At 31.9% G+C, this 21,202-nt stretch carries 22 protein-coding genes; 1 reads left to right on the forward strand and 21 read right to left on the reverse strand.

The features are described from left to right. Position 1: 1 nt before the first annotated feature. The 7 genes from NR218_RS09235 to NR218_RS09265 all read right to left on the reverse strand — a co-directional run bounded on the left by NR218_RS09235 (position 2) and on the right by NR218_RS09265 (position 8,086). Positions 2–1,348, reverse strand: a complete 1,347-nt coding sequence (locus tag NR218_RS09235) for a DEAD/DEAH box helicase (protein ID WP_048667946.1) — start codon at positions 1,346–1,348, stop codon at positions 2–4. A gap of 47 nt (positions 1,349–1,395) precedes the next feature. Further along, positions 1,396–2,496 (reverse strand): Nif3-like dinuclear metal center hexameric protein, encoded by a 1,101-nt coding sequence (locus tag NR218_RS09240; protein ID WP_011275653.1) that lies wholly within the window; start codon positions 2,494–2,496, stop codon positions 1,396–1,398. Continuing rightward, complete coding sequence (locus tag NR218_RS09245; RefSeq protein WP_011275652.1) at positions 2,486–3,175, reverse strand: tRNA (adenine(22)-N(1))-methyltransferase; 690 nt, start codon at positions 3,173–3,175, stop codon at positions 2,486–2,488. Before NR218_RS09245 ends, NR218_RS09240 begins: the two co-directional genes overlap by 11 nt. A gap of 188 nt (positions 3,176–3,363) precedes the next feature. Next, the gene (gene rpoD, locus NR218_RS09250; protein ID WP_011275651.1) at positions 3,364–4,470 is read right to left on the reverse strand and encodes an RNA polymerase sigma factor RpoD; all 1,107 of its coding nucleotides are present in this window, start codon (positions 4,468–4,470) and stop codon (positions 3,364–3,366) included. Positions 4,471–4,770: 300 nt separating this feature from the next. Then, positions 4,771–6,576, reverse strand: a complete 1,806-nt coding sequence (dnaG, locus tag NR218_RS09255) for a DNA primase (RefSeq protein ID WP_016931115.1) — start codon at positions 6,574–6,576, stop codon at positions 4,771–4,773. A gap of 59 nt (positions 6,577–6,635) precedes the next feature. Next, positions 6,636–7,451 carry a pyruvate, water dikinase regulatory protein gene (locus NR218_RS09260; RefSeq protein WP_011275649.1) on the reverse strand — a complete coding sequence of 272 codons (816 nt, stop codon included), beginning with the start codon at positions 7,449–7,451 and terminating at the stop codon, positions 6,636–6,638. 11 nt (positions 7,452–7,462) lie between these two features. Next, a complete protein-coding gene (locus NR218_RS09265; RefSeq protein WP_075140644.1) occupies positions 7,463–8,086 on the reverse strand; it encodes a helix-turn-helix transcriptional regulator in 624 nt (207 codons plus the stop codon). Between the two features lie 338 nt (positions 8,087–8,424). Between NR218_RS09265 and NR218_RS09270 the strand changes: the two genes are divergently transcribed. Continuing rightward, positions 8,425–9,816: a glycine--tRNA ligase gene (locus NR218_RS09270; RefSeq protein WP_011275647.1), complete on the forward strand. Its 1,392-nt coding sequence runs from the start codon at positions 8,425–8,427 to the stop codon at positions 9,814–9,816. Between the two features lie 77 nt (positions 9,817–9,893). Here the strand turns inward: NR218_RS09270 and recO are convergent, their stop codons facing one another. The 14 genes from recO to dnaJ form a co-directional block, all read right to left on the reverse strand. Beyond that, on the reverse strand, positions 9,894–10,646 hold the full coding sequence (gene recO, locus NR218_RS09275) for a DNA repair protein RecO (RefSeq protein ID WP_011275646.1): 753 nt from the start codon (positions 10,644–10,646) through the stop codon (positions 9,894–9,896). A 31-nt stretch (positions 10,647–10,677) separates the two neighbouring features. Beyond that, positions 10,678–11,577, reverse strand: a complete 900-nt coding sequence (era, locus tag NR218_RS09280; protein ID WP_011275645.1) for a GTPase Era — start codon at positions 11,575–11,577, stop codon at positions 10,678–10,680. Then, positions 11,578–11,982, reverse strand: a complete 405-nt coding sequence (gene cdd, locus NR218_RS09285) for a cytidine deaminase (RefSeq protein WP_011275644.1) — start codon at positions 11,980–11,982, stop codon at positions 11,578–11,580. It abuts the gene before it with no gap. A gap of 19 nt (positions 11,983–12,001) precedes the next feature. Next, positions 12,002–12,337 (reverse strand): diacylglycerol kinase family protein, encoded by a 336-nt coding sequence (locus tag NR218_RS09290; protein WP_029376660.1) that lies wholly within the window; start codon positions 12,335–12,337, stop codon positions 12,002–12,004. A gap of 4 nt (positions 12,338–12,341) precedes the next feature. Further along, a complete protein-coding gene (gene ybeY, locus NR218_RS09295) occupies positions 12,342–12,803 on the reverse strand; it encodes an rRNA maturation RNase YbeY (protein WP_011275642.1) in 462 nt (153 codons plus the stop codon). Beyond that, the gene (locus NR218_RS09300; protein ID WP_011275641.1) at positions 12,804–13,751 is read right to left on the reverse strand and encodes a PhoH family protein; all 948 of its coding nucleotides are present in this window, start codon (positions 13,749–13,751) and stop codon (positions 12,804–12,806) included. It lies immediately after the preceding gene. Between the two features lie 312 nt (positions 13,752–14,063). Beyond that, the gene (locus tag NR218_RS09305) at positions 14,064–14,753 is read right to left on the reverse strand and encodes a hypothetical protein (RefSeq protein ID WP_016931117.1); all 690 of its coding nucleotides are present in this window, start codon (positions 14,751–14,753) and stop codon (positions 14,064–14,066) included. Between the two features lie 18 nt (positions 14,754–14,771). After that, entirely contained in the window at positions 14,772–15,758 is a 987-nt protein-coding gene (gene floA, locus NR218_RS09310; RefSeq protein WP_011275639.1) for a flotillin-like protein FloA, read from the reverse strand. Between the two features lie 12 nt (positions 15,759–15,770). Further along, positions 15,771–16,481: an NfeD family protein gene (locus tag NR218_RS09315; RefSeq protein WP_011275638.1), complete on the reverse strand. Its 711-nt coding sequence runs from the start codon at positions 16,479–16,481 to the stop codon at positions 15,771–15,773. A gap of 157 nt (positions 16,482–16,638) precedes the next feature. Next, entirely contained in the window at positions 16,639–16,815 is a 177-nt protein-coding gene (gene rpsU, locus NR218_RS09320) for a 30S ribosomal protein S21 (protein ID WP_000048060.1), read from the reverse strand. Positions 16,816–16,944: 129 nt separating this feature from the next. Next, complete coding sequence (gene mtaB / locus NR218_RS09325) at positions 16,945–18,291, reverse strand: tRNA (N(6)-L-threonylcarbamoyladenosine(37)-C(2))-methylthiotransferase MtaB (RefSeq protein WP_033080110.1); 1,347 nt, start codon at positions 18,289–18,291, stop codon at positions 16,945–16,947. A gap of 5 nt (positions 18,292–18,296) precedes the next feature. Then, positions 18,297–19,049, reverse strand: a complete 753-nt coding sequence (locus tag NR218_RS09330) for a 16S rRNA (uracil(1498)-N(3))-methyltransferase (RefSeq protein ID WP_011275636.1) — start codon at positions 19,047–19,049, stop codon at positions 18,297–18,299. A 1-nt stretch (position 19,050) separates the two neighbouring features. Then, on the reverse strand, positions 19,051–19,989 hold the full coding sequence (prmA, locus tag NR218_RS09335) for a 50S ribosomal protein L11 methyltransferase (protein WP_059776561.1): 939 nt from the start codon (positions 19,987–19,989) through the stop codon (positions 19,051–19,053). 4 nt (positions 19,990–19,993) lie between these two features. Further along, complete coding sequence (gene dnaJ / locus NR218_RS09340; RefSeq protein ID WP_029376661.1) at positions 19,994–21,127, reverse strand: molecular chaperone DnaJ; 1,134 nt, start codon at positions 21,125–21,127, stop codon at positions 19,994–19,996. Positions 21,128–21,202 lie beyond the last annotated feature (75 nt).

The raw sequence follows: 21,202 nt of genomic DNA on the forward strand, positions 1-21,202 counted from the left end.
CCTAACCCTTTTTATTATTTTTTCGTTGTTGTCTATTTTGTCTTTTACTAAATTGTTTTCTTTCTTGTCTCTTCATTCTTTCGACTTCTTGTTTGAATTTCTTTTTATAACCTGGTTTGACTTTATTTTTAGTCTTACTTCGCACTTTATGCTTCACTTCGTTCGTTAAGTGATCGTCTTTTCTTACACGCTTACGTCGAGTATTATGTGCTTTAATTGGTGTTAATTCATTATTTTTAACATCAACATTTTCAAAATGGTAGCCTTTATCTTCAATTAGTGTGATTAAATGTTCTTCATCCGGACTATAGAGTGTTATTGCCACACCTTTATAATTACCTCTACCTGTTCTGCCCACACGGTGTGTAAAGAAGTCAATATCTTTAGGTACGTCAAAATTAATAACATGACTAACGCCTTCAATGTCTATACCTCGAGAAGCTAGATCACTTGCGATTACAAATTGAAACTCTAAATTGCGTATACGTTTCATTTGTTGCTTACGCTCTCTTGGTGTTAAACCTCCGTGTATCATGCCAACTTTAATTCCAGCAGCATTGAGTGAATTTGCCAGCTCATCCGCATTATCTCTACTATTACAGAAAACGATACCTAGGTATGGATTTAAAATATCGATTAATTGAAGTGTTTTATCTACTTTTTCAGTTCCTTTAGTTGGAATTAAATAGAATTCAATATTTTTTTTATTTTGAGACTTGGAATCCACTTCTACATATTCCGGATTGCTTAGATATTTATTTAAAAATGGTTGTAATGATTTAGGAATTGTAGCACTGAAGACAGCTATATGTGAATTTTCATCTAAGCGTGAAGCAATTAAATCTACATCTTCAATTAATCCTAAATCAATCATTAAATCAGCTTCATCCACTATAAGATAAGATGCCAAATGCGCATGTAGATGCCCACTTTGAGCTAGATCATTAATTCTAGTCGGTGTTCCTATTACTAATTGCGGTTGATTACTTGTACGCTGTCTATCTTTCTCAATATCTGTACCACCAATAAACAAACTAACTTTAATGCCCTGTTTAAAAGTAGCTAGATGATTTGCTGCCTGATATAACTGTTGTGCTAATTCTCTTGTAGGTGCCACCACGATAGATTGAGGTTCTTTATTTTCAACATCTATTTTATCTATTAACGGTAATAAAAATGCATGCGATTTCCCTGTACCTGTTTGAGATTGACCTATTAAATTTACGCCTTTTTTAATTCTTGGAATTATTCTATTTTGTATTTCAGTTGGTTTATCAAATTTTAAGTCTTTAATTGCTTCTATAAGTTTTGAGTCTAAATTAAATAATTCAAATGGGTGAGTTGCCATCGATTTGGCCTCCTTAAAATATTCAGTTGAAGTTGTTTTAATTCAATTTACATGTAGTTGAATGGATCGGTATTGATATTAGAAGCATCAATTGGAAAATCTATACTTTCATCATATAGCCATTGTTCTAATAATTCTTTAAGTCCCTCTCTCATCACATACTCACTGTAATGATTGATATCTAAAATGGTCATACCATACGTTTGTGCATCTAATGCATCGTGGTGTTTAACATCTCCAGTTATAAAGATGTCTGCACCTTTGTTAAATGCAAGTGCCTCATAACCAATTCCCGCACCACCGATGATAGCTACTTTTTGGATATGTTTATTAGCATCGCCTGTATATCGAACACTTGGGATATCAAGTTCATGTTTCACAAATTTTACAAAGTCTGTTAATGACATCGCATCTTCTAAAGTGCCAATTTTGCCAAGACCATAATTTGCAGTTTTAGTCATTTTAATAAAATCATAGACAGGAGTTTCATAAGGATGATTGTCTATAATTGCTTTTTCAGCTAATGCATATTGGCTAGCTTTAATCATGAATTCAATTTTAACTTCATTTACATATTCTATGTTATTCAGCTGACCTAGATGTGGATTAGCATTTCCTACAGGTTTAAATTGGCCTTTACCTTCAGTTTCATAAAAACAATACTCGTAATTACCTTCTTTGGCAAGTCCATGTTTATCAAGACTATCTTTAAAGTTTTCTACATTATCCTTAGGTATATATGTTTGAACTTTATAATACGTTTCATTCTCTTGATTTAAAAATTGTATATCTTGCAATTTTAATTTATTAGCCAACATTTGGTTAACACCGTAAACGTAATTGTCTAGATTTGTGTGCAACGCAATAAGGTTGATATTGTGACGAATTATTTTTTTAATTAATTGACCATAGCCATCATCAATGATTGATTTTACCCCTTTAAAAATCAAAGGATGGTGAGCAATAATCGTATTATAGCCTTTGTCGATAGCTTGGTTAACAATCACATCTGTACAATCCAAAGTCGTTAATATACCATTGATTTCAGATTCATGATTACCTATAAGTAATCCAACATTGTCCCAATTCTCAGCTGTCTCTAATGGCACATGTGTATCGATAATAGACATTAATTGTTTAATTTTCATTATTTAACACCTCTGTTATTAATGATATATCATTATCTATCTCTTTAAGTCTCTCATGATGTAACTCTGAATTCAATTGATTACGAATGTGATTTAAAGCTTCTAATTCATGACGCCATTTTTTATAAAATATTTCATTTTTATTTTGTAATAATTTCGGTCCAAATTTTAATTCTTTTTTGTCTAAATGATCCTGATGACCCATATGCGCTGCAACCACAATTTCATAGATATGTCCTTTCTCTTCTAAAATGACTTCTTCTATGATTTGGTAATTCAGTGTCATGAGCGTGTATCTTAATACTTCAGTTTGAATATTACTTTGTAAGATTAATCTAGGACCATTTGCTAAGTGAATGCGTCCTTCATTCAATATTCTTGCTATAAGCGGACCACCCATGCCACAAATTGTTATATTTTGAATAGATTCATTCTGACGAAGTACACTTAATCCGTCCCCTAATCGAACATCGATAACATTATTGAGCTGATTATCTGACACATTCTTTTTCGCTGCTTCAAAAGGCCCTTTTATGACTTCACCTGCAATAGCATGTGTAATTAGACCATGTTGAATCGCATAGATAGGAAGATAGGCATGGTCTGAACCAATGTCAGCTAAGTTTCCCGGAACAAGATAGTTGCACACAGTAGTTAATCTTTGGTTTAAAGTTATCATAGATATCTCCTTTACTATAAAAAGAGACTGGGACAAAGTTAAGTGTCTCAGTCTAGCATTTTTCTAAAGCACATTATAGTAACACCTATAACAAAGTGTAATCATTACTAATTCGACTCGTATATAAGTGTTCAATCTATAATGTGTAATGAAAAATAAATCAATTTAAACTCGAATTATTTTATTTATTAATCCATAAAGTCTTTTAGTCGCTTGCTACGACTTGGATGTCTAAGCTTTCTTAAAGCTTTAGCTTCAATTTGACGAATTCTTTCACGCGTAACACCAAAGACTTTACCAACTTCTTCAAGTGTTCTTGTTCGACCATCATCTAAACCAAATCTTAAGCGTAAAACATTTTCTTCACGGTCAGTAAGCGTATCTAAAACATCTTCTAATTGTTCTTTTAAAAGTTCGTAAGCTGCATGATCAGATGGACTTTGCGCCTCTTGGTCTTCAATGAAGTCACCTAAATGACTATCATCTTCCTCACCTATTGGCGTTTCTAATGATACTGGTTCTTGAGCAATTTTAAGAATTTCACGTACTTTTTCTGGAGGTAAATCCATCTCTTCTCCGATTTCTTCAGGTGCAGGATCACGACCTAAATCTTGTAATAATTGTCTTTGAACACGTATTAACTTATTAATTGTTTCAACCATGTGAACTGGAATTCTAATTGTACGTGCTTGGTCGGCAATCGCTCTTGTAATTGCTTGTCGAATCCACCAAGTTGCATAAGTGGAGAATTTAAATCCTTTACTAAAATCAAATTTCTCAACAGCTTTTATTAATCCCATGTTACCTTCCTGAATTAAATCTAGGAATAACATGCCACGACCTACATATCTTTTTGCAATACTTACAACAAGTCGTAGGTTAGCTTCTGCTAAACGAGACTTAGCAATCTCATCACCTTGCTCAATTCGTTTAGCTAATTCAATTTCTTCTTGAGCACTTAGTAGATTAACTCGGCCAATTTCTTTTAAGTACATTCTTACAGGGTCATTAATTTTGACACCTGGAGGGGCACTTAAATCATTTGGGTTTAATTTTTCATCAGTATCTGAGCTATCTTTCTCATTTACTAAACTAATATCATTATCATTTAATTGGTCAAAGAAATCATCCATTTGATCAGAATCCATATCGAAATTTTGCAATTTTTCGGCTATTTCCTCATGACTAAGGTGACCTTCCTTTTTACCTTTATCGATTAATTGTTTCTTAACATCTTCTAATGTTAATGTCGGATCTATTGTTTGTTTTTTAATTTTAACTTGGTTATCAGACATGAAAAGGCCTCCCAATAGTAATATATGCTTTCAAACAAGATATTTAATTATATAATATTTCAATATAATAAGAAAAGTATTAATAAAAATTCATAATAATGGTAACATTTCATATTCAATATTTGAATGTTTAATATCAATTATATTTAAACGACATCACATTAATTAAATATTACTTATGTTCCATATCTACCCGTTAAAAACGCATAATAACCATTATACAATAATGGTTATTAAATAGAAATACTATTTATATGATTTATTAAAGTATGCATTTTCATAGCAGTTTTATAGTAATAGTTACATACGAGCTTTATTTTTATTAACGATTTGTTCCAAATAATATTTTTGCAATTCTACGTCGCCTATCCGTGACGCTTCACGTAATTTATGATTTAATTCTTCAAGTGTATCTCCATACTTTGATTCATTGATGACATTCATGTAATCTTCTATTTCACTATCATAAGGTTCTTGATTTATATCATAATTATCCAAAGCGATAATTGCATCTCTCAAATTATCATTATCTGTGTAAAGTATCATATCGCTAATTGTATAACTGTCATTTTCAGCGTAAAAATCTTCTAAAACACTATATATACGTTTGAAAAATTGATTATCAAAGTCATCACTTTCAAGTTGCTTATGATAATTTAAGAATAAGTCTTTATCATTCATAAAATGTTTAAGTAAGGCTCTTTCAGCACTTTCATGTTTTGATAAATGACTAAATAAATTATTTGAGTTATTTTGTATTTCAATATCATATGATTGATAATCATTAATATAAGGCTCGCTAGGAATATATTGTTGTTGATTCAATACATTGCTATTTAGAGTATTAGAATCCACATTAAATAAATGTGCTACATCTTTGATTATCTTATTCTGCAAAATTTGAGAATTCATTAATGCAATATCTTGGGTAACTTCTTTAAGATAGCGTTCATAAGCTAAGTCATTATTAGCAATTTCATCTTTGTGTTTATTTACTTTATAAATGATAAATGATTTCTTTTCATTATTTACATATTCAAGAAATTTTTCATTACCATATTTTGTTATATACTCATCTGGATCCATATCTTTAGGTAATTGAACAACAAAAACATTGAATCCTTGTTGTAGAAGGTGTTGCCCAGTTTTAATTGTTGCTTCTTGACCAGCGAAATCACCATCAAACATTAGAGTAATATGAGATGTTAATTTTTTAAGAACAGTAATGTGTTCATCTGATATAGCTGTTCCCATACTTGCGATGACTGGTTTTAGTCCTGATGAATCGGATTTAATTACATCCATAAATCCTTCTAATAATATGGCTTCATCATTTTTTCGTATATGTTTTCTAGCATTATCAAGATTATATAATAATCTTCTCTTTTGAAATATGGGTGTTTCCGGGCTGTTTAAGTATTTAGGTTCTTGATTATTGTATGTTCTACCTGAATAGCCCACAATACGACCCTGAGCATTATTTAAAGGGAACATAATGCGATCTCTAAATCTATCAAAATAGCTGAAATTTTCTTCATTTCGCGATAAAAGACCAGCTTCGTACGCGAGTTCTATATCATAACCTTTTTGTTGTAAAAAGTCATGACAAAAGTGAGTATGATTAGGAGCATAACCAATACCACGTGATTTAATAAGCTCTTCAGTAAAACCACGTTTTGTTAGATAATTTAATGCCTCTTCACCTTCTACTGTCTTAAGCAAAGCATATTGATAGTATTCATGCATTAATTCATGCATCTCAATCATTGTTAAATCATTCGATGCTATTTGACTTGTATAGTCACTACTATTACCAATATCAACTGAAATGTTAATTCTTTCTCCTAACTCTTTTACAGCCTCTACAAATGATAAATCTTTTATCTCTTGAGTAAATTGAAAGACATTACCACCTTTTTTACAACCAAAGCAGTGACAAATTTGTTTATCTTCAGATACAGTAAACGAAGGAGTCTTCTCATCATGAAAAGGACACAAACCAATGTAATTGCGTCCTCTCTTTTCTAATTTTACATATTCACTTACTAAATCCAAAATATCGGTCTTATCTTTAATTTCATTAATTACTGATTGTTCAATACGCAATATATATCACCTATAAATTGTAGTCATAATATTATACTTTGTTTAAAGATAAATTAAAACTATTTTGATTGGCTTTCGATTATGTTAATAACATCATTAGCTGTTTCTTCAATTGCTTTATCTGATACATCAATGACTGCACATCCAATTCTGTCTACGATATCTTCGAAGTATTTAATCTCTTCTTTAATACGTATTTCATTAGCGTATCTTGCTGAATCACCTAATCCAAGTTGTTTCAAACGTTGTTTTCTAATACGATTTAATTTTTCTTCACTAATTCTTAAAGCGATGCATTTTGATGAGTCAATGTCAAATAACATGTCCGGTGGCGTTACTTCAGGTACAATTGGAACGTTCATTACTTTATAACTTTTATGGGCTAAATATTGAGATAAAGGAGTTTTAGATGTTCTTGAAACACCAATTAATACTATATCCGCTTTAGGTAATCCTTTAGGGTCTTTTCCATCATCATATTTTACCGCAAATTCAATTGCATCAATTTTCTTAAAATATGCGTCATCTAAACGATGGACTCTACCAGGTTGATTATATGGATTCTCTTCAAAAGCATCTTTCAAATAGCCCATTAATGGTCCCATAATATCAATAGAACGTAACTTATTAGTACCTATCTTACTTTCCATATAAGTTTTCATTTCTGGTTTAACTAGCGTATAAACTATAATTGCATTTCTGTCATTTGCTACTTGAATAACTTCATCAATGTCCTCTTTTGTCTCGATATAGGGATACCTTAAAAATTCATGTTTACATTCCTTTGGATTGAATTGAGAAATACATGCTCTTGCTACTAATTCAGCAGTTTCTCCAATTGAATCAGATGCGATGATTATCTTTATATTCTCCATCGTTCTACCACCTATTCTTTAAATAATGATACAAATAATTTTGCAATTGTTGTTTTTGAAATTCTACCAGTGACTTGATATTTATTATTACCTTTATTTTTCACAATGGGTATTGAGTCGATTTCTTTTTCTATCATTTGATCTGCAGCATATATAATAAGTTCATCTTCTTCTAAATAAGTTAAGTTAGGCATTCTAGACATGTTTACACTGATAGGCATTGTATGAATATCCTCTCCAATCATAGATGCTCGTAACAAATCCTTTCTTGAACAAACGCCTATAAAATCATTATGCTCATTTGTAATGAATAAAGTGCCTGCGTCTTCTAAAAAGATGGTACAAATTGCATCATAAACAGTCATATCTTCTTTTACAATGACTGGTGGAGACATATAGTCTTTAACAACATATTGGCGTAATTTATCGGTCATTAATTTGTTTTTAGATTTTCCTGAATAATAATAACCAACTCGAGGTCTAGCTTCTAAAAAACCGGACATAGTTAAAATTGCTAGGTCAGGTCTTAGAGTAGCACGCGTTAAATCTAATTTTTCGGCAATGTGTTCTCCAGTGATTGGTCCACCGCTTTTGACTATTTCAATGATTTGCTCTTGTCTTTTACTAAGTTCTATAGGTCTTCACCCCTTTTTTATTCACGTCTATTATACCTATTTATTAATGTAGCTACAAATACATATAATTTCTTGCTATTAAATAATCAATCTATTAAACTAATAGTAAGCGAGTTAAGGATGGTGTAAGCTTAACAATTTTAATTTGGCTAATATTAAAACTTTATAAAAGAGAGTGGCTACACTAATTTGGGTGGAACCGCGGGTTATTAAGGTATCAACTATATTAAAACAATATAGTATAATAAATTAACTCGTCCCAAGATAATGATAAATGTAATTAATACATTTATTTATTGTCTTGGGGCGTTTTTATGTATTAAATAAGGAGAGATTATATGGTTAAAGATATGGAAACAATTGTATCATTAGCGAAACACAGAGGATTTGTATTTCCTGGTAGTGATATTTATGGTGGATTATCAAATACATGGGATTATGGCCCATTAGGTGTTGAATTAAAAAATAACGTAAAAAAAGCATGGTGGCAGAAGTTCATAACTCAATCACCATTTAATGTTGGTATTGATGCTGCAATTTTAATGAATCCTAAAACTTGGGAAGCTTCAGGTCACTTAGGTAACTTTAATGATCCTATGATTGACAATAAAGATAGTAAGATTCGTTATCGAGCAGATAAATTAATTGAAGATTACATGCAAAAAGAAAAAGGCGACGAAAACTTTATCGCTGATGGTTTGAGTTTCGATGAAATGAAACGTATTATTGATGATGAAGGTATTGTGTGTCCGGTAAGTGGAACTGCTAATTGGACAGATATTCGTCAATTTAATCTTATGTTTAAAACATTCCAAGGTGTTACAGAAGATTCTACAAATGAAATCTTCTTAAGACCAGAAACAGCACAAGGTATTTTTGTGAATTACAAAAACGTGCAACGTTCTATGCGTAAAAAATTACCATTTGGTATTGGCCAAATTGGTAAGTCATTCCGTAATGAAATTACACCAGGAAACTTCATCTTCAGAACTAGAGAATTCGAACAAATGGAATTGGAATTCTTCTGTAAACCTGGTGAAGAAATTGAATGGCAAAATTATTGGAAAACATTTGCTAGTCAATGGTTAAAAGATTTAAATATCAATGAAGAAAACATGAGATTACGTGACCATGACGAAGAAGAGTTATCTCATTACTCTAATGCTACGACAGATATCGAATATCGCTTCCCATTTGGTTGGGGTGAATTATGGGGTATCGCAAGCCGTACTGACTTTGACTTGAAAAAACATAGTGAACATTCAGGTGAAGACTTTAAATATCACGACCCTGAAACAAACGAAAAGTATGTTCCATACTGTATTGAACCATCTCTTGGTGCTGATCGTGTTACATTAGCATTCTTATGTGATGCATATGAAGAAGAAGGTGTTGAAGGAAGCAAAGATGCTCGTACAGTGATGCATTTCCACCCTGCTCTAGCACCTTATAAAGCGGCTGTTTTACCATTAAGTAAAAAATTATCTGAAGAAGCTATTAAGATTTTCGAACAATTAAGTTCTAAATTTGCAATTGATTTTGACGAGTCTCAATCAATTGGTAAACGTTACCGTAGACAAGATGAAATTGGTACACCATATTGTATTACATTTGATTTTGACTCATTAGAAGATAATCAAGTTACAGTACGTGACCGTGATTCAATGGAACAAGTGCGTATGCCTATTTCAGAGTTAGAAACATTTTTAGCAGAAAAAGTGGCATTCTAATAAAAAATGAATAATTAGTACTAACCCCACCTCAAATTTCTTTGTGGTGGGGTTTTAAGTGTGAGTATTGTTGTATATTAATATTCTATACGTTTAAGTTGGTTAATTAGCTTTTGACCTTTAAAGTACATGCCTGCATATTCTTTATAGATTAATAATATTAATTCAGACATTTCATCTAATATTTCTTGACTAATGTTAAATTGATTCATTTTATCAATGGGTAATTTTTGTAAAACATCTAATAAGTATAACGTTTTGTTAGATATTCGAAAGGCATGTGGGTCTTTATATAATTCTGATTCAAGAATAGTTCCATCATATACAAAACTATACGCAACTAATTTTGATTGATCATAGCTATTTGAAATAGCTGAGTGATTAAAAAATGCTGTAAACCCAAAACGATTCATACATTTTAAAAGAACTATAATTGACATTAATTGAGCTGAATCACCATTTGAGATCTTTTCAAGTACGAAGTGTAAAAGTTTGTAATGGAATGGTGAAATGTCATCATTATCCATAGAACGTTCAATTGCCTCTGTACATAACGTAGCATAACTACTATTAAATATATCTAAACGTAAATCATAATATTGATTGATAACATCAACTGAACTTAATGTACCCATACCTTTCCATTTATTATAAATAAATAAGCCATACACAAATAGTTGCGTATGGGCTTGTAAACCTGTTTTTGATTTTTTAGCTCGTCTAACCATTAATGGTATTTTTGCACCATGCTCGTTTAATATTGTAATAATTTTATCAGATTCTCCATAATCTACGGACTTTATGATGATACCTTTTTGCTTTTCGAGCATAGTTTCACGACCTTTCTAAAATCAAATATGTTTAATCTTGATCTTCAATATATCCCATTTGACGAATAAAATTAACTTTATTTCTCCAATCTTTTTGAACTTTTACCCAAAGTTCTAAATAAACTTTTGAGCCTAGTAACATTTCAATATCATGTCTTGCTCTTTTACCGACTTCTTTTAGTTTTTTGCCGCCTTTACCGATAACAATACCTTTTTGTGAGTCTCTCTCAACATAAATAGTAGCTTCAACTCTAACACGCTCGTCATTTTCTTTAATCATTCTATCTACATTTACGCCTATTGCATGCGGGATTTCTTCACTAGTTAAATGTAAAATTTTCTCACGTATGATTTCACTGACTACAAACTGTTCAGGGTGATCTGAGATTTGATCATCCGGATAGTATTTTGGACCTTCAGGTAAATATGTTTTTAGCACATCTATAAAATGGTCGACATTTAGTCCTTCTAATGCAGATATTGGTACAATTTCAGTAAAATTCATGTATTTTTGATATTGTTCTATTCTTGGCATTAAAGCATCAGGATGAACTAAATCGATTTTATTTAATACTAAGAAAACGGGTGTCTTAACATTCTTTAGCATTTCCATGATATATTCATCGCCACGACCAATTTCTTCATTGACGTTAACCATGAACATGATTGCATCAATTTCAGATAGAGTATTTTTTGCAACACGCATCATATAATCACCTAATTTGTGTTTAGGCTTATGAATACCTGGTGTGTCTAAAAATATGATTTGCGCATCATTTCTAGTCATTACACCTTGAATTTTATTTCGAGTTGTTTGAGCCTTGTCGGACATAATTGCAATTTTATGGCCAATAACTCTATTCATAAATGTAGATTTTCCTACATTCGGTCTTCCTATTATTGATACAAATCCTGACTTATGTTCTGTCATTTATTCTAAATCCTTTCCTGAAAAGCCATGTGGTAATAAATCACCCACAGTTGACTCAAGTAATTCCCCTTTATGGTTTGTCATATATACCGGCATATCATCATCGCATAATTCTTTAAGTACCTGTCTACAAGTTCCGCAAGGAGAAGAAGGTTTTTCAGAATCAACAGTTACTGTTATTGATTCAAAATCTCCAGGTCGATAACCTTCAGAAATTGCGGCCACTAAACTAGAACGTTCAGCACAAATGGTAGCAGGGTAAGCTGCATTTTCAACATTAGCGCCATAGAACGTACGGCCGTCTTTGGTCTTTAAATAAGCACCTACTTTAAAGTTGCTATATGGTACATACGCACGGCTCTGAGCCTCTCTAGCTTCTTGAAAATAATGTGATTGATAAGTCATTTAAACATCCCCTTTATAGTTAGAAAATATGAGGTAAAAATACAACTAATCCAGTTATTAAAGCAAATATTGATACCAACATAACACTAAATGCGGCAATATCTTTAGCTTGTTTAGCAAGTTCATGATAATCCATTGTAACTAAATCAACTACACATTCAATTGCAGTATTAACTGCTTCTAAGGTTAATACTAAAAAGATGGCTAATAATATAAATAACCATTCTATAGCACTCAATTGATAAATATAACCTAAAATAATTGTTATAAAAGCAATAATGATATGTAGTAAATAATTATGATCTTTTAGAAGAAGCGTTTTTAACCCATCATACGTATGTTTAAAACGTTTAATATGTTTAATCTCTAGTCAATCCATATGCGTTTAGTATAGTGTCTTGACGGCTAAACATTACTTTCTCATCTTCTTCATTCATATGATCATAACCTAATAAATGTAAAAATCCATGAAGCGCTAAAAATCCAAGTTCTCTTTCAAATGAATGCCCAAATGAGTCAGCTTGCTCTTCAGCTACATTAGTGCAGATAATAATATCACCAAGAACTCTAGGCATATCTAGTCCAACAATTTCTGGTTCGTCTTCTTCAAGAGCGAATGAAATAACATCTGTTACTTTATCTTTATCGCGATAAGTTTTATTTATTTCTTGAATTTCATTTTTATCTACGAATGTGACTGAAAGTTCAGCATCCTCGTTAATTTGCTCTTGTTCTTTAGCAAAATTTAGTAAATCTTCAATCTGATGATACCAAGATTCATTTACCAGGTCTGTATGATCATTAAAATCAATTGTAAACATTTAAATGTCTCCTTCATAGCGATCAATTATTTTACTTACTAATGGGTGTCTTACAACATCACTTTGATCTAATTGCATAATATTAATTCCTTTGACACCATGTAATTTTTTGACAGCTTCTTTTAATCCACTTTTAACACCTTTTGGTAAATCGATTTGAGTTTGATCTCCTGTTACTACCATTTTAGAACTAAACCCAAGTCGTGTTAAGAACATTTTCATTTGAGCATGCGTTGTATTTTGAGCTTCATCTAAAATTACAAACGCATCATCAAGTGTACGACCACGCATATAGGCTAAAGGCGCAATTTCAATAGTACCTCTCTCTATAAATCGGGCAGTTTGTTCTCTTCCTAATACAGTGTTTAATCCGTCATAAAGAGGTCTTAAATAAGGGTCTACTTTTTCTTTTAAATCACCGGGTAAAAATCCAAGAGACTCTCCTGCTTCTACAGCTGGTCTTGTTAATACAATACGTTTTACTGAGCCCTTTCTTAGTTGTTTAGCTGCATATACCACTGCTAAAAAAGTTTTACCAGTACCTGCAGGCCCAATGCCAAAGACTAAGTCATTATTCTTCATTGCATTAACATATAGTCTTTGTCCCATAGTTTTTGCTCTAATAGTTTTTCCGTAAGCATCTTTTGTAATTTCTTCGTCATATAAATCAATAAGGTGATGTATTGTATCATTTTTAGCCATTTTTATTGCAGCTTCTACATCTTTTAATGTAATTGTGTTACCCATTTCAATTACTTTTAATAAATTTTTAAGAACTAATTCTGACTTTTCTACAGGCTCTATTTTTTGGCCTTTGACTGCTATTTCTTGGCCACGAGCATGTATTTCGACATCAAATGCCTCCTCAATCGCATTAATATGTTCATCATTATTACCAATTAATGCTTGAGAATGGTTAATATCGTCTATTTGAATTATTCCTGGCATACAAGCGCTCCTTTTCACTTAAACAATGTAAAATCTTTTGATTATATCAGTTTCACTTAAGATTCAAAAATTAAACATGATTTGTTAATCTTCAAAAAAATAAAACTTAATTGAGTTTAGTAAATTTACTTTCATTTAAATTTTACTAAAGTCTGTTAAAGTATACAAATTTAATTGGCTTTATGTGCTGATTTATTAAATTGTAATATGAGCCTTTTCTTTTTAATTAAATAAAACAACCCGAAAATCATTTAAAAATGAAATTCGGGTTAAATATAATCTTTAATTATAAAATAATAACATTTCTTCAAATTATAATTGTTTAGGTTTATTGAGAATTTCTTGCCATAGAATACCATTTACAACAGGATCATTATCAAACTGAAAACTTTGATGTGTCATATCTTGTTCTATTGCTTTACTATTTAACAATTGTTTTAATCTATAGCGTTTGGTACGTTCAGATAGATTTTTATCATTGATAATAGCTCTTGCATTATTTTCAATTCTAGAAAGTTGTTTTTCTTTTTCACGGTCGATTTCTGTACGTACGTTATATAAATCGTCTACAAGTTGTTTTTCTAATTCTTTTTGAAGTTTATTCGAGTCTCTATTGCTCTCGCGTGAATTGGCAGATTGACGTGTTTCTCTTTCAACTCTGCCACGTTGTCTTGCAGAACGCTCTAATTCCTCTGGTACGCTCTCTTTTTCGATTTCTTTTTCAAGTTTTTGATCCTGATAAACACGTTTAGTGTTAGTTTGTTTATCTTTCTTTTGTTGGTTAGTTGTTTTATCTTCGTTTGTAAATTCCTTTTCTAACTCACTAAATGCTTCTTCAATTTGCTCAAAAAACCCTTTTTCATGAGTTTCTTTTTTGTCAGAAGTTGACTTTTTTGGATGAGGGGGTCTTTGATTTTTTCTATGTTCATGACTTTTATCCCTCATCGCACTAATACCTGTAACAATTATGGATATTATAAAAATTATAATACCAATATTCATCTAATCACCCCTTAAATTTTACTTTGGTGATTCATCTTCATTTTGTTCAGTACGTTTGTTTATCGCATTTCTCATGCCAGTGTCAGCCTCTACGTTTTTTAAATTGTAGTAATCTTTGACACCCAAATTGCCTTCACGTAATGCTTCTGCCATCGCAAGTGGAACTTCAGATTCTGCTTCAACCACTTTAGCACGCATTTCTTGAACACGCGCTTTCATTTCTTGTTCAGAAGCTACGGCCATAGCACGACGTTCTTCAGCTTTAGCTTGTGCAATATTCTTATCTGCAAGTGCTTGTTCTGTTTGTAAGTCAGCACCGATATTTTTGCCAATATCTACGTCAGCGATATCAATAGATAAAATTTCGAAGGCTGTACCTGAATCAAGACCTTTACTTAAGACAGTCTTAGAAATGTTATCAGGGTTCTCAAGTACTTGTGTATGATGCTCACTTGAACCAATAGTAGAAACAATACCTTCACCTACACGAGCAATGATTGTTTCTTCTCCGGAACCACCAACTAAACGAGAGATGTTTGCACGTACAGTAATTCTAGCTTTCGCTTTTACTTCTATACCGTTCATTGCAACACCAGTAATAAACGGTGTCTCAATTACTTTAGGGTTTACAGACATTTGAACTGCTTCAAGAACGTCACGTCCAGCTAAGTCAATAGCTGCACCACGTTCGAATGGTAAGTTAATATCTGCACGTTGAGCAGCAATATTAGCGTCGACTACTCTATCTACATTACCACCTGCTAAGTAATGTGATTCTAATTGATTTGTTGTAAGGTTCAAACCTGCTTTATGTGCTTTAATTAATGGACCAATTACCTTACGCGGTGATACTCGACGTAATCTCATACCTACTAATGTTCCAATACCTACTTTAACTCCAGCAGCAATTGCTGATATCCAAAGTCCTACTGGGACAAATGAGAATAACACTAGTAAAGCAATAACAATGATAACTGCTATAACTATAATGCCTAATCCAAACATTTAACCACTCCTCTATGTATTTTCAATTTCTCTAACAACAACTCTAGATCCTTCTACCTCAAGAATTTTAACTTCCTTATTTCTTAAAATAAAAGCGCCATCTGATACGGCATCTATTCTTTCATTATCAAGCGTTATAATTCCTGCAGGTCTTAAATCTGTCACAGTACGAGCTGTTTGACCAACTAAATGAGAACGATCATCGTGAGATCTATATCCTGCTTCTGAATTAGTAGAATCTTTTAACACAACTTTATCTAAAAATGGAATTTTCCTTTTAAACCATTTCACTAATATCACCCATTCAATAATTGCCAATATTGATGCAATCACAACATTTAATAGCATTAGAAGAATGTTATCTCCTAACATAATGATGCTAAGTATAATCAATGATATGCCAATAATACCTATGATTGCGCCAATGACAAATAATTCGATAATAACGAGTATTGCTCCAACGAAGAATAGCAATACAGAAATAAGATTAACATCACCGTTAATTAAAAAGCCGAGGAAGAGAATTAAAAGTGCAAGCATTGCGATAATTCCTGCAAAATTAATACGCTTCGAATACAATTGATATAAAAAGCCTAAAAAAATGATACACGTTAATATAAGTGATATTAATGGACTCGTTACAATCTGAGATAGATTATTGAATAAATTATTAGTAGTTAAAATGGAATTGATAACTGTATGTATTGCATTGAAATAGTTCACAATTTCACCTCGCTCTCAATTTCGATTATACATGAATACACTTAGTTATAATAGTGATAGTAGAATCTTTAACATAAAAAAGCTCTCGACTAGTTTAACTAATCGAGAGCATATATATAATTAATATTCTTGTTGAGGGAGTCAACAGAGTTATTAATTATTTGAATTTACGTTTACGTGCTGCTTCTGATTTCTTTTTACGTTTAACACTTGGTTTTTCGTAAAATTCACGTTTACGTACTTCTTGGATAGTACCACTTTTAGATACTGAACGTTTAAATCTACGTAATGCATCTTCAAGTGATTCATTTTTACGTACTACTGTTTTAGACATCTGTATTTCCCTCCCTCCAAATATCAACGGAACTTTAAAGTCATTGCATAGTAAGATACAACTATGCTTTACTTAGTATAATATATGAATTTATTATGGTCAATTCCAAATTATTATAAATTTTAAAAATTATAATAATACACCTTCTTCAGATTTGTTCGTTGCGTGTTCCACAATTCTCACGACTTTACCTTTATTAATAGGATAATCAGCTTTAGCGATTTTTACTTTTACAATTTGACCGATTAAAGAGTCATTGCCTTCAAATTGTACTTTCATATAGTTGTCAGCATATCCCACCAATGTTCCTTCTATCTCACCAGCTTCTTCAGGAATAACTTCTAAAACTTCATCTTCAAATTTAGAGGCATATTCTTTAGCTAATTGATCACTTAACGTGATTAATTTATGCACACGTTCATTTTTGATAGTTTCATCAATTTGATCATCCATACGAGCAGCAGGTGTACCAATTCTAGCTGAATAAGGGAAGACATGTAATTCAGAGAATTTGTGTTTAACAATAAAATCATAAGTTTCTTGGAATTCTTCTTCCGTTTCACCTGGAAATCCAACTATAACATCGCTTGTAACAGCTAAATTTGGTAGCGCATCATGTAATTTCGTGATTCTTTCTGAAAAATGTTCCATAGTATATTTACGTCTCATTCGTTTTAAAACAGTATCTGAACCTGATTGTAATGGAACATGTAAATGTCTAACAACTTTATTTGAACGTTTTAGAACATCTATGACCTCATCAGTTAATTGACTGGCTTCAATAGAAGAAATTCTAATTCGTTCAAGTCCATCAATTTCTTCTAAATCACGGAGTAACTGTGCCAAATTATAATCTTTTAAATCTTGACCATAGCCACCGGTATGAATACCTGTTAAAACAATTTCTTTATAACCAGCGTTAACTAATTGAGTAGCTTGTTCAACCACTTTTTCTGGATTACGTGAACGCATTAGTCCACGCGCCCATGGTATGATACAAAATGTACAGAAATTATTACACCCTTCTTGGATCTTTAGTGAAGCTCTTGTTCTATCAGTAAAATATGGTACATCTAATTCTTCATACGTACGATTTTTCATGATATTTCCAACACCATTGATTGGTTGACGTTCTTCTCTGAACTGTTGGATATAGTCTAATAGTTTATGTCTATCCTGTGTACCCACCACTACATCTACGCCAGGAATTTCCATGATTTCTGCAGAAGATGTCTGAGCATAACACCCTGTCACACATACCACTGCGTCTGGATTTTGTCGAATTGCTCTTCTAATTATTTGTCTACTTTTTTTATCTCCAGTATTTGTTACTGTACAAGTGTTGATTACGAAGACGTCTGCATTAGTTTCAAAATCAACTCTGTCATAATTAGCGTCTTTAAATAATTGCCAAATTGCTTCAGTTTCATAATGGTTTACTTTGCAACCCAATGTGTGAAACGCAACTGTTGACATAATATTCACCCCATTAATTCATTTTCATAACTGATAGCACTTAAAGCGTAAAGTGGCGCCGTTTCTGCCCGTAAAATTCGAGGTCCTAAACCAACATTGAAACTCGTTTCATTTAATAAAGTGATTTCTTTTTCTGAAAAGCCGCCTTCAGGACCAAATATTAATAAAATACGATCGTTAGTTTTAAACTTTTTCAAGGTTTCTTTAAAAAGACTAACTTCACCACGTTTTGCTTCATCTTCGTATGCTAACAAGATATAGTCATAATGATTAATAGTATCATAAATCTCATTTAAATTCGACTTAAAAATTATATTAGGAATAATTAAGCGATAACTTTGTTCAGCAGCCTCTTTAATAATCTTTTGCCAGCGTTCTAATTTTTTTTGAACTTTATTTGGGGTAAGTTTTACTACAGATCTGTCCATTTCTACAACTATAAAACTATCAGCACCTAATTCAGTAGCTTTTTGAATTAGCCATTCATATTTATCGGCTTTAATTAATCCACTACATATAGTAACTTGTACTGGTAACTCTGAATTGATATCAATCTGCTCTATTAGTTTAATTTCAATTGATTCATTTTCAATAGTAATAATTTCCGATTTAAAAACTATTTTATCTTTAAATGTTATAATAATCTGATTACCAATTGTATTTCTCATCACATTAGTAATATGATGTATATCTTCTTTATTTGTTATAAAAAAACGCTGACTTTCATCAGCGTTTTGATCGATAAAGTATCTTTGCAAATTATTCACTCACTTTCTGACCTACAATACATACCCAACCATTGTCATGATTTACTGATTTAATATCAAATCCAACATTTTGCATTTTATTTAATATTTGTTTATGTTTTTCCTCTATAATGCCTGATGTTATAAAATAACCATCTTTATTTAGAGTATTATAAGCATCTTCAATCATATCTTCAATAATATGAGCTAAAATATTTGCAATAACAATATCAAATTTTTCAGTTTCATTCTTTAATAAGTTTCCTGGTACAGCTTCAATTGCATCTTCACAATGATTTTTAGCAAAGTTTTCTTTAGCAACGTTAACAGCCAATTCATCAATATCCAAAGCTTTAATTCTTTTAACTCCAAGTAAATGACTGGCAATACTTAATATACCAGAACCTGTTCCAACATCAATGACGGAATTGTCAGAATCAACATAGGTCTCAATTGCTTTTAGACACATGCTTGTTGTTGGATGATCTCCAGTTCCAAATGCCATACCTGGGTCTAATTCAATACACATTTCAGAATCATCTTCTTTAGTGTATTGTTCCCAACTTGGCACAATTGTGAATTTTTCTGAGGCTCTAAAGGGATGAAAATAATTTTTCCACTCGTCCTCCCAATCTACTTCAGCTATAGTTTGCTCAGAAAAATTTAAAACAGTTGAATCAATATTTTCAAGGTTAGTAACAGCTGTCTTAATTTTATTTCTTAGAGAATCATCAAACTTTAATTCGTTGAAATAAGCTTTTAATCGGACACCTTTTTCAGGATAATCTTCTTGTTTCAGTTCATAAATTTCACCGAATTTATCGGCAGGTTGATTAATTAAATCATTAGAATCTTCAATTACAACACCATTTGATCCATAATTTTCTAATATATCAGTTACTAAAGGTTCAACTTCATGGTTTACAACAATCGAAAGTTCTGTCCAGTTCATTCGGTTATTCTCCTTTAAAGAATTTGCGTGCTCTGTCTTTAAAATTAGATGGTTGTTCTTCAATCGATTCACCATTTAATTCAGCAAACTCTCTCATTATTTCTTTTTGTCTATCTGTTAGTTTTGTAGGTGTAACTACTTTAATATTAACAAATAAATCACCATGACCATATCCATGAACATTTTTGACACCTTTATCTTTTAATCGGAACTGTTTACCAGTTTGAGTGCCAGAAGGAATTGTCAACATAACATTACCATTGAGTGTTGGAACTTTTATTTCATCCCCAAGAGAAGCCTGAGGGAAACTAACATCTAAATTGTAATAAAGATCGTCTCCGTCACGTTCAAATTTATCAGATGGTTTGACCCTAAATACGACATACAAGTCGCCATGTGGTCCGCCGTTTTCTCCTGGTGTTCCTTCGCCAGCAAGTCTAATTTGTTGGTCATTATCTACACCTTCAGGTACAGTTACTTCTAATTTAACTGTTTTATTTTCTGTACCTTTACCATGACAAGTTGGGCATGGTTCTTCGAATTCTTGACCTGTTCCATCACATTTTGGACATGTTTGTTGCGTTCGTACACGGCCTAAAATTGTATTTTGCTCAACTGACACGTGACCTGCCCCATTACAATAACTACATGTTTTTTTACTAGTACCTGGTTTAGCACCATCGCCATTACAAGTGTGACATGTCACATCTTTACGAATTGAGATTTCTTTTTTAGTCCCAAATACAGCTTCTTCAAATTCTAGTGTCATTGTATATTGTAGATCATCACCTTTTCTTGGTGCATTAGGATCTCTTTGACGTGAGCCACCAAAGAATGAACTGAAGATGTCTTCAAATCCACCTCCACCAAATCCACTAAAGTCTTGGCCACTAAATCCTTGACCACCAAAACCACCTTGAGGTCCGTCGTGACCAAATTGGTCATAATTTGCTTTTTTATTATCATCGCTTAGGACTTCGTAAGCTTCTGAAATCTCTTTAAATTTCTCATCTGCACCCTCTTCTTTATTGATATCAGGGTGATATTTTTTTGATAATTTACGATATGCTTTTTTAATTTCATCTTTAGATGCATCTTTACTTACACCTAGGACTTCATAATAGTCTCTTTTAGCCACAATCATCTCTCCCTTAACTTAATTATTAACTAGGTTTAAAAGAACGAAGTTATAAAAGAAAAAGTCAAAGCCAAT

This window comes from Staphylococcus sp. SUC_1.2, from assembly GCF_026222585.1.

Bases quoted from the DNA above. Each gene is read 5' to 3' on its own strand.
- NR218_RS09235 (WP_048667946.1), bottom strand. From the start codon at position 1,348: ATGGCAACTCACCCATTTGAATTATTTAATTTAGACTCAAAACTTATA.
- NR218_RS09240 (WP_011275653.1), bottom strand. From the start codon at position 2,496: ATGAAAATTAAACAATTAATGTCTATTATCGATACACATGTGCCATTA.
- NR218_RS09245 (WP_011275652.1), bottom strand. From the start codon at position 3,175: ATGATAACTTTAAACCAAAGATTAACTACTGTGTGCAACTATCTTGTT.
- rpoD (WP_011275651.1), bottom strand. From the start codon at position 4,470: ATGTCTGATAACCAAGTTAAAATTAAAAAACAAACAATAGATCCGACA.
- NR218_RS09260 (WP_011275649.1), bottom strand. From the start codon at position 7,451: ATGGAGAATATAAAGATAATCATCGCATCTGATTCAATTGGAGAAACT.
- NR218_RS09270 (WP_011275647.1), top strand. From the start codon at position 8,425: ATGGTTAAAGATATGGAAACAATTGTATCATTAGCGAAACACAGAGGA.
- recO (WP_011275646.1), bottom strand. From the start codon at position 10,646: ATGCTCGAAAAGCAAAAAGGTATCATCATAAAGTCCGTAGATTATGGA.
- era (WP_011275645.1), bottom strand. From the start codon at position 11,577: ATGACAGAACATAAGTCAGGATTTGTATCAATAATAGGAAGACCGAAT.
- cdd (WP_011275644.1), bottom strand. From the start codon at position 11,982: ATGACTTATCAATCACATTATTTTCAAGAAGCTAGAGAGGCTCAGAGC.
- ybeY (WP_011275642.1), bottom strand. From the start codon at position 12,803: ATGTTTACAATTGATTTTAATGATCATACAGACCTGGTAAATGAATCT.
- NR218_RS09300 (WP_011275641.1), bottom strand. From the start codon at position 13,751: ATGCCAGGAATAATTCAAATAGACGATATTAACCATTCTCAAGCATTA.
- NR218_RS09305 (WP_016931117.1), bottom strand. From the start codon at position 14,753: ATGAATATTGGTATTATAATTTTTATAATATCCATAATTGTTACAGGT.
- floA (WP_011275639.1), bottom strand. From the start codon at position 15,758: ATGTTTGGATTAGGCATTATAGTTATAGCAGTTATCATTGTTATTGCT.
- rpsU (WP_000048060.1), bottom strand. From the start codon at position 16,815: ATGTCTAAAACAGTAGTACGTAAAAATGAATCACTTGAAGATGCATTA.
- mtaB (WP_033080110.1), bottom strand. From the start codon at position 18,291: ATGTCAACAGTTGCGTTTCACACATTGGGTTGCAAAGTAAACCATTAT.
- prmA (WP_059776561.1), bottom strand. From the start codon at position 19,989: ATGAACTGGACAGAACTTTCGATTGTTGTAAACCATGAAGTTGAACCT.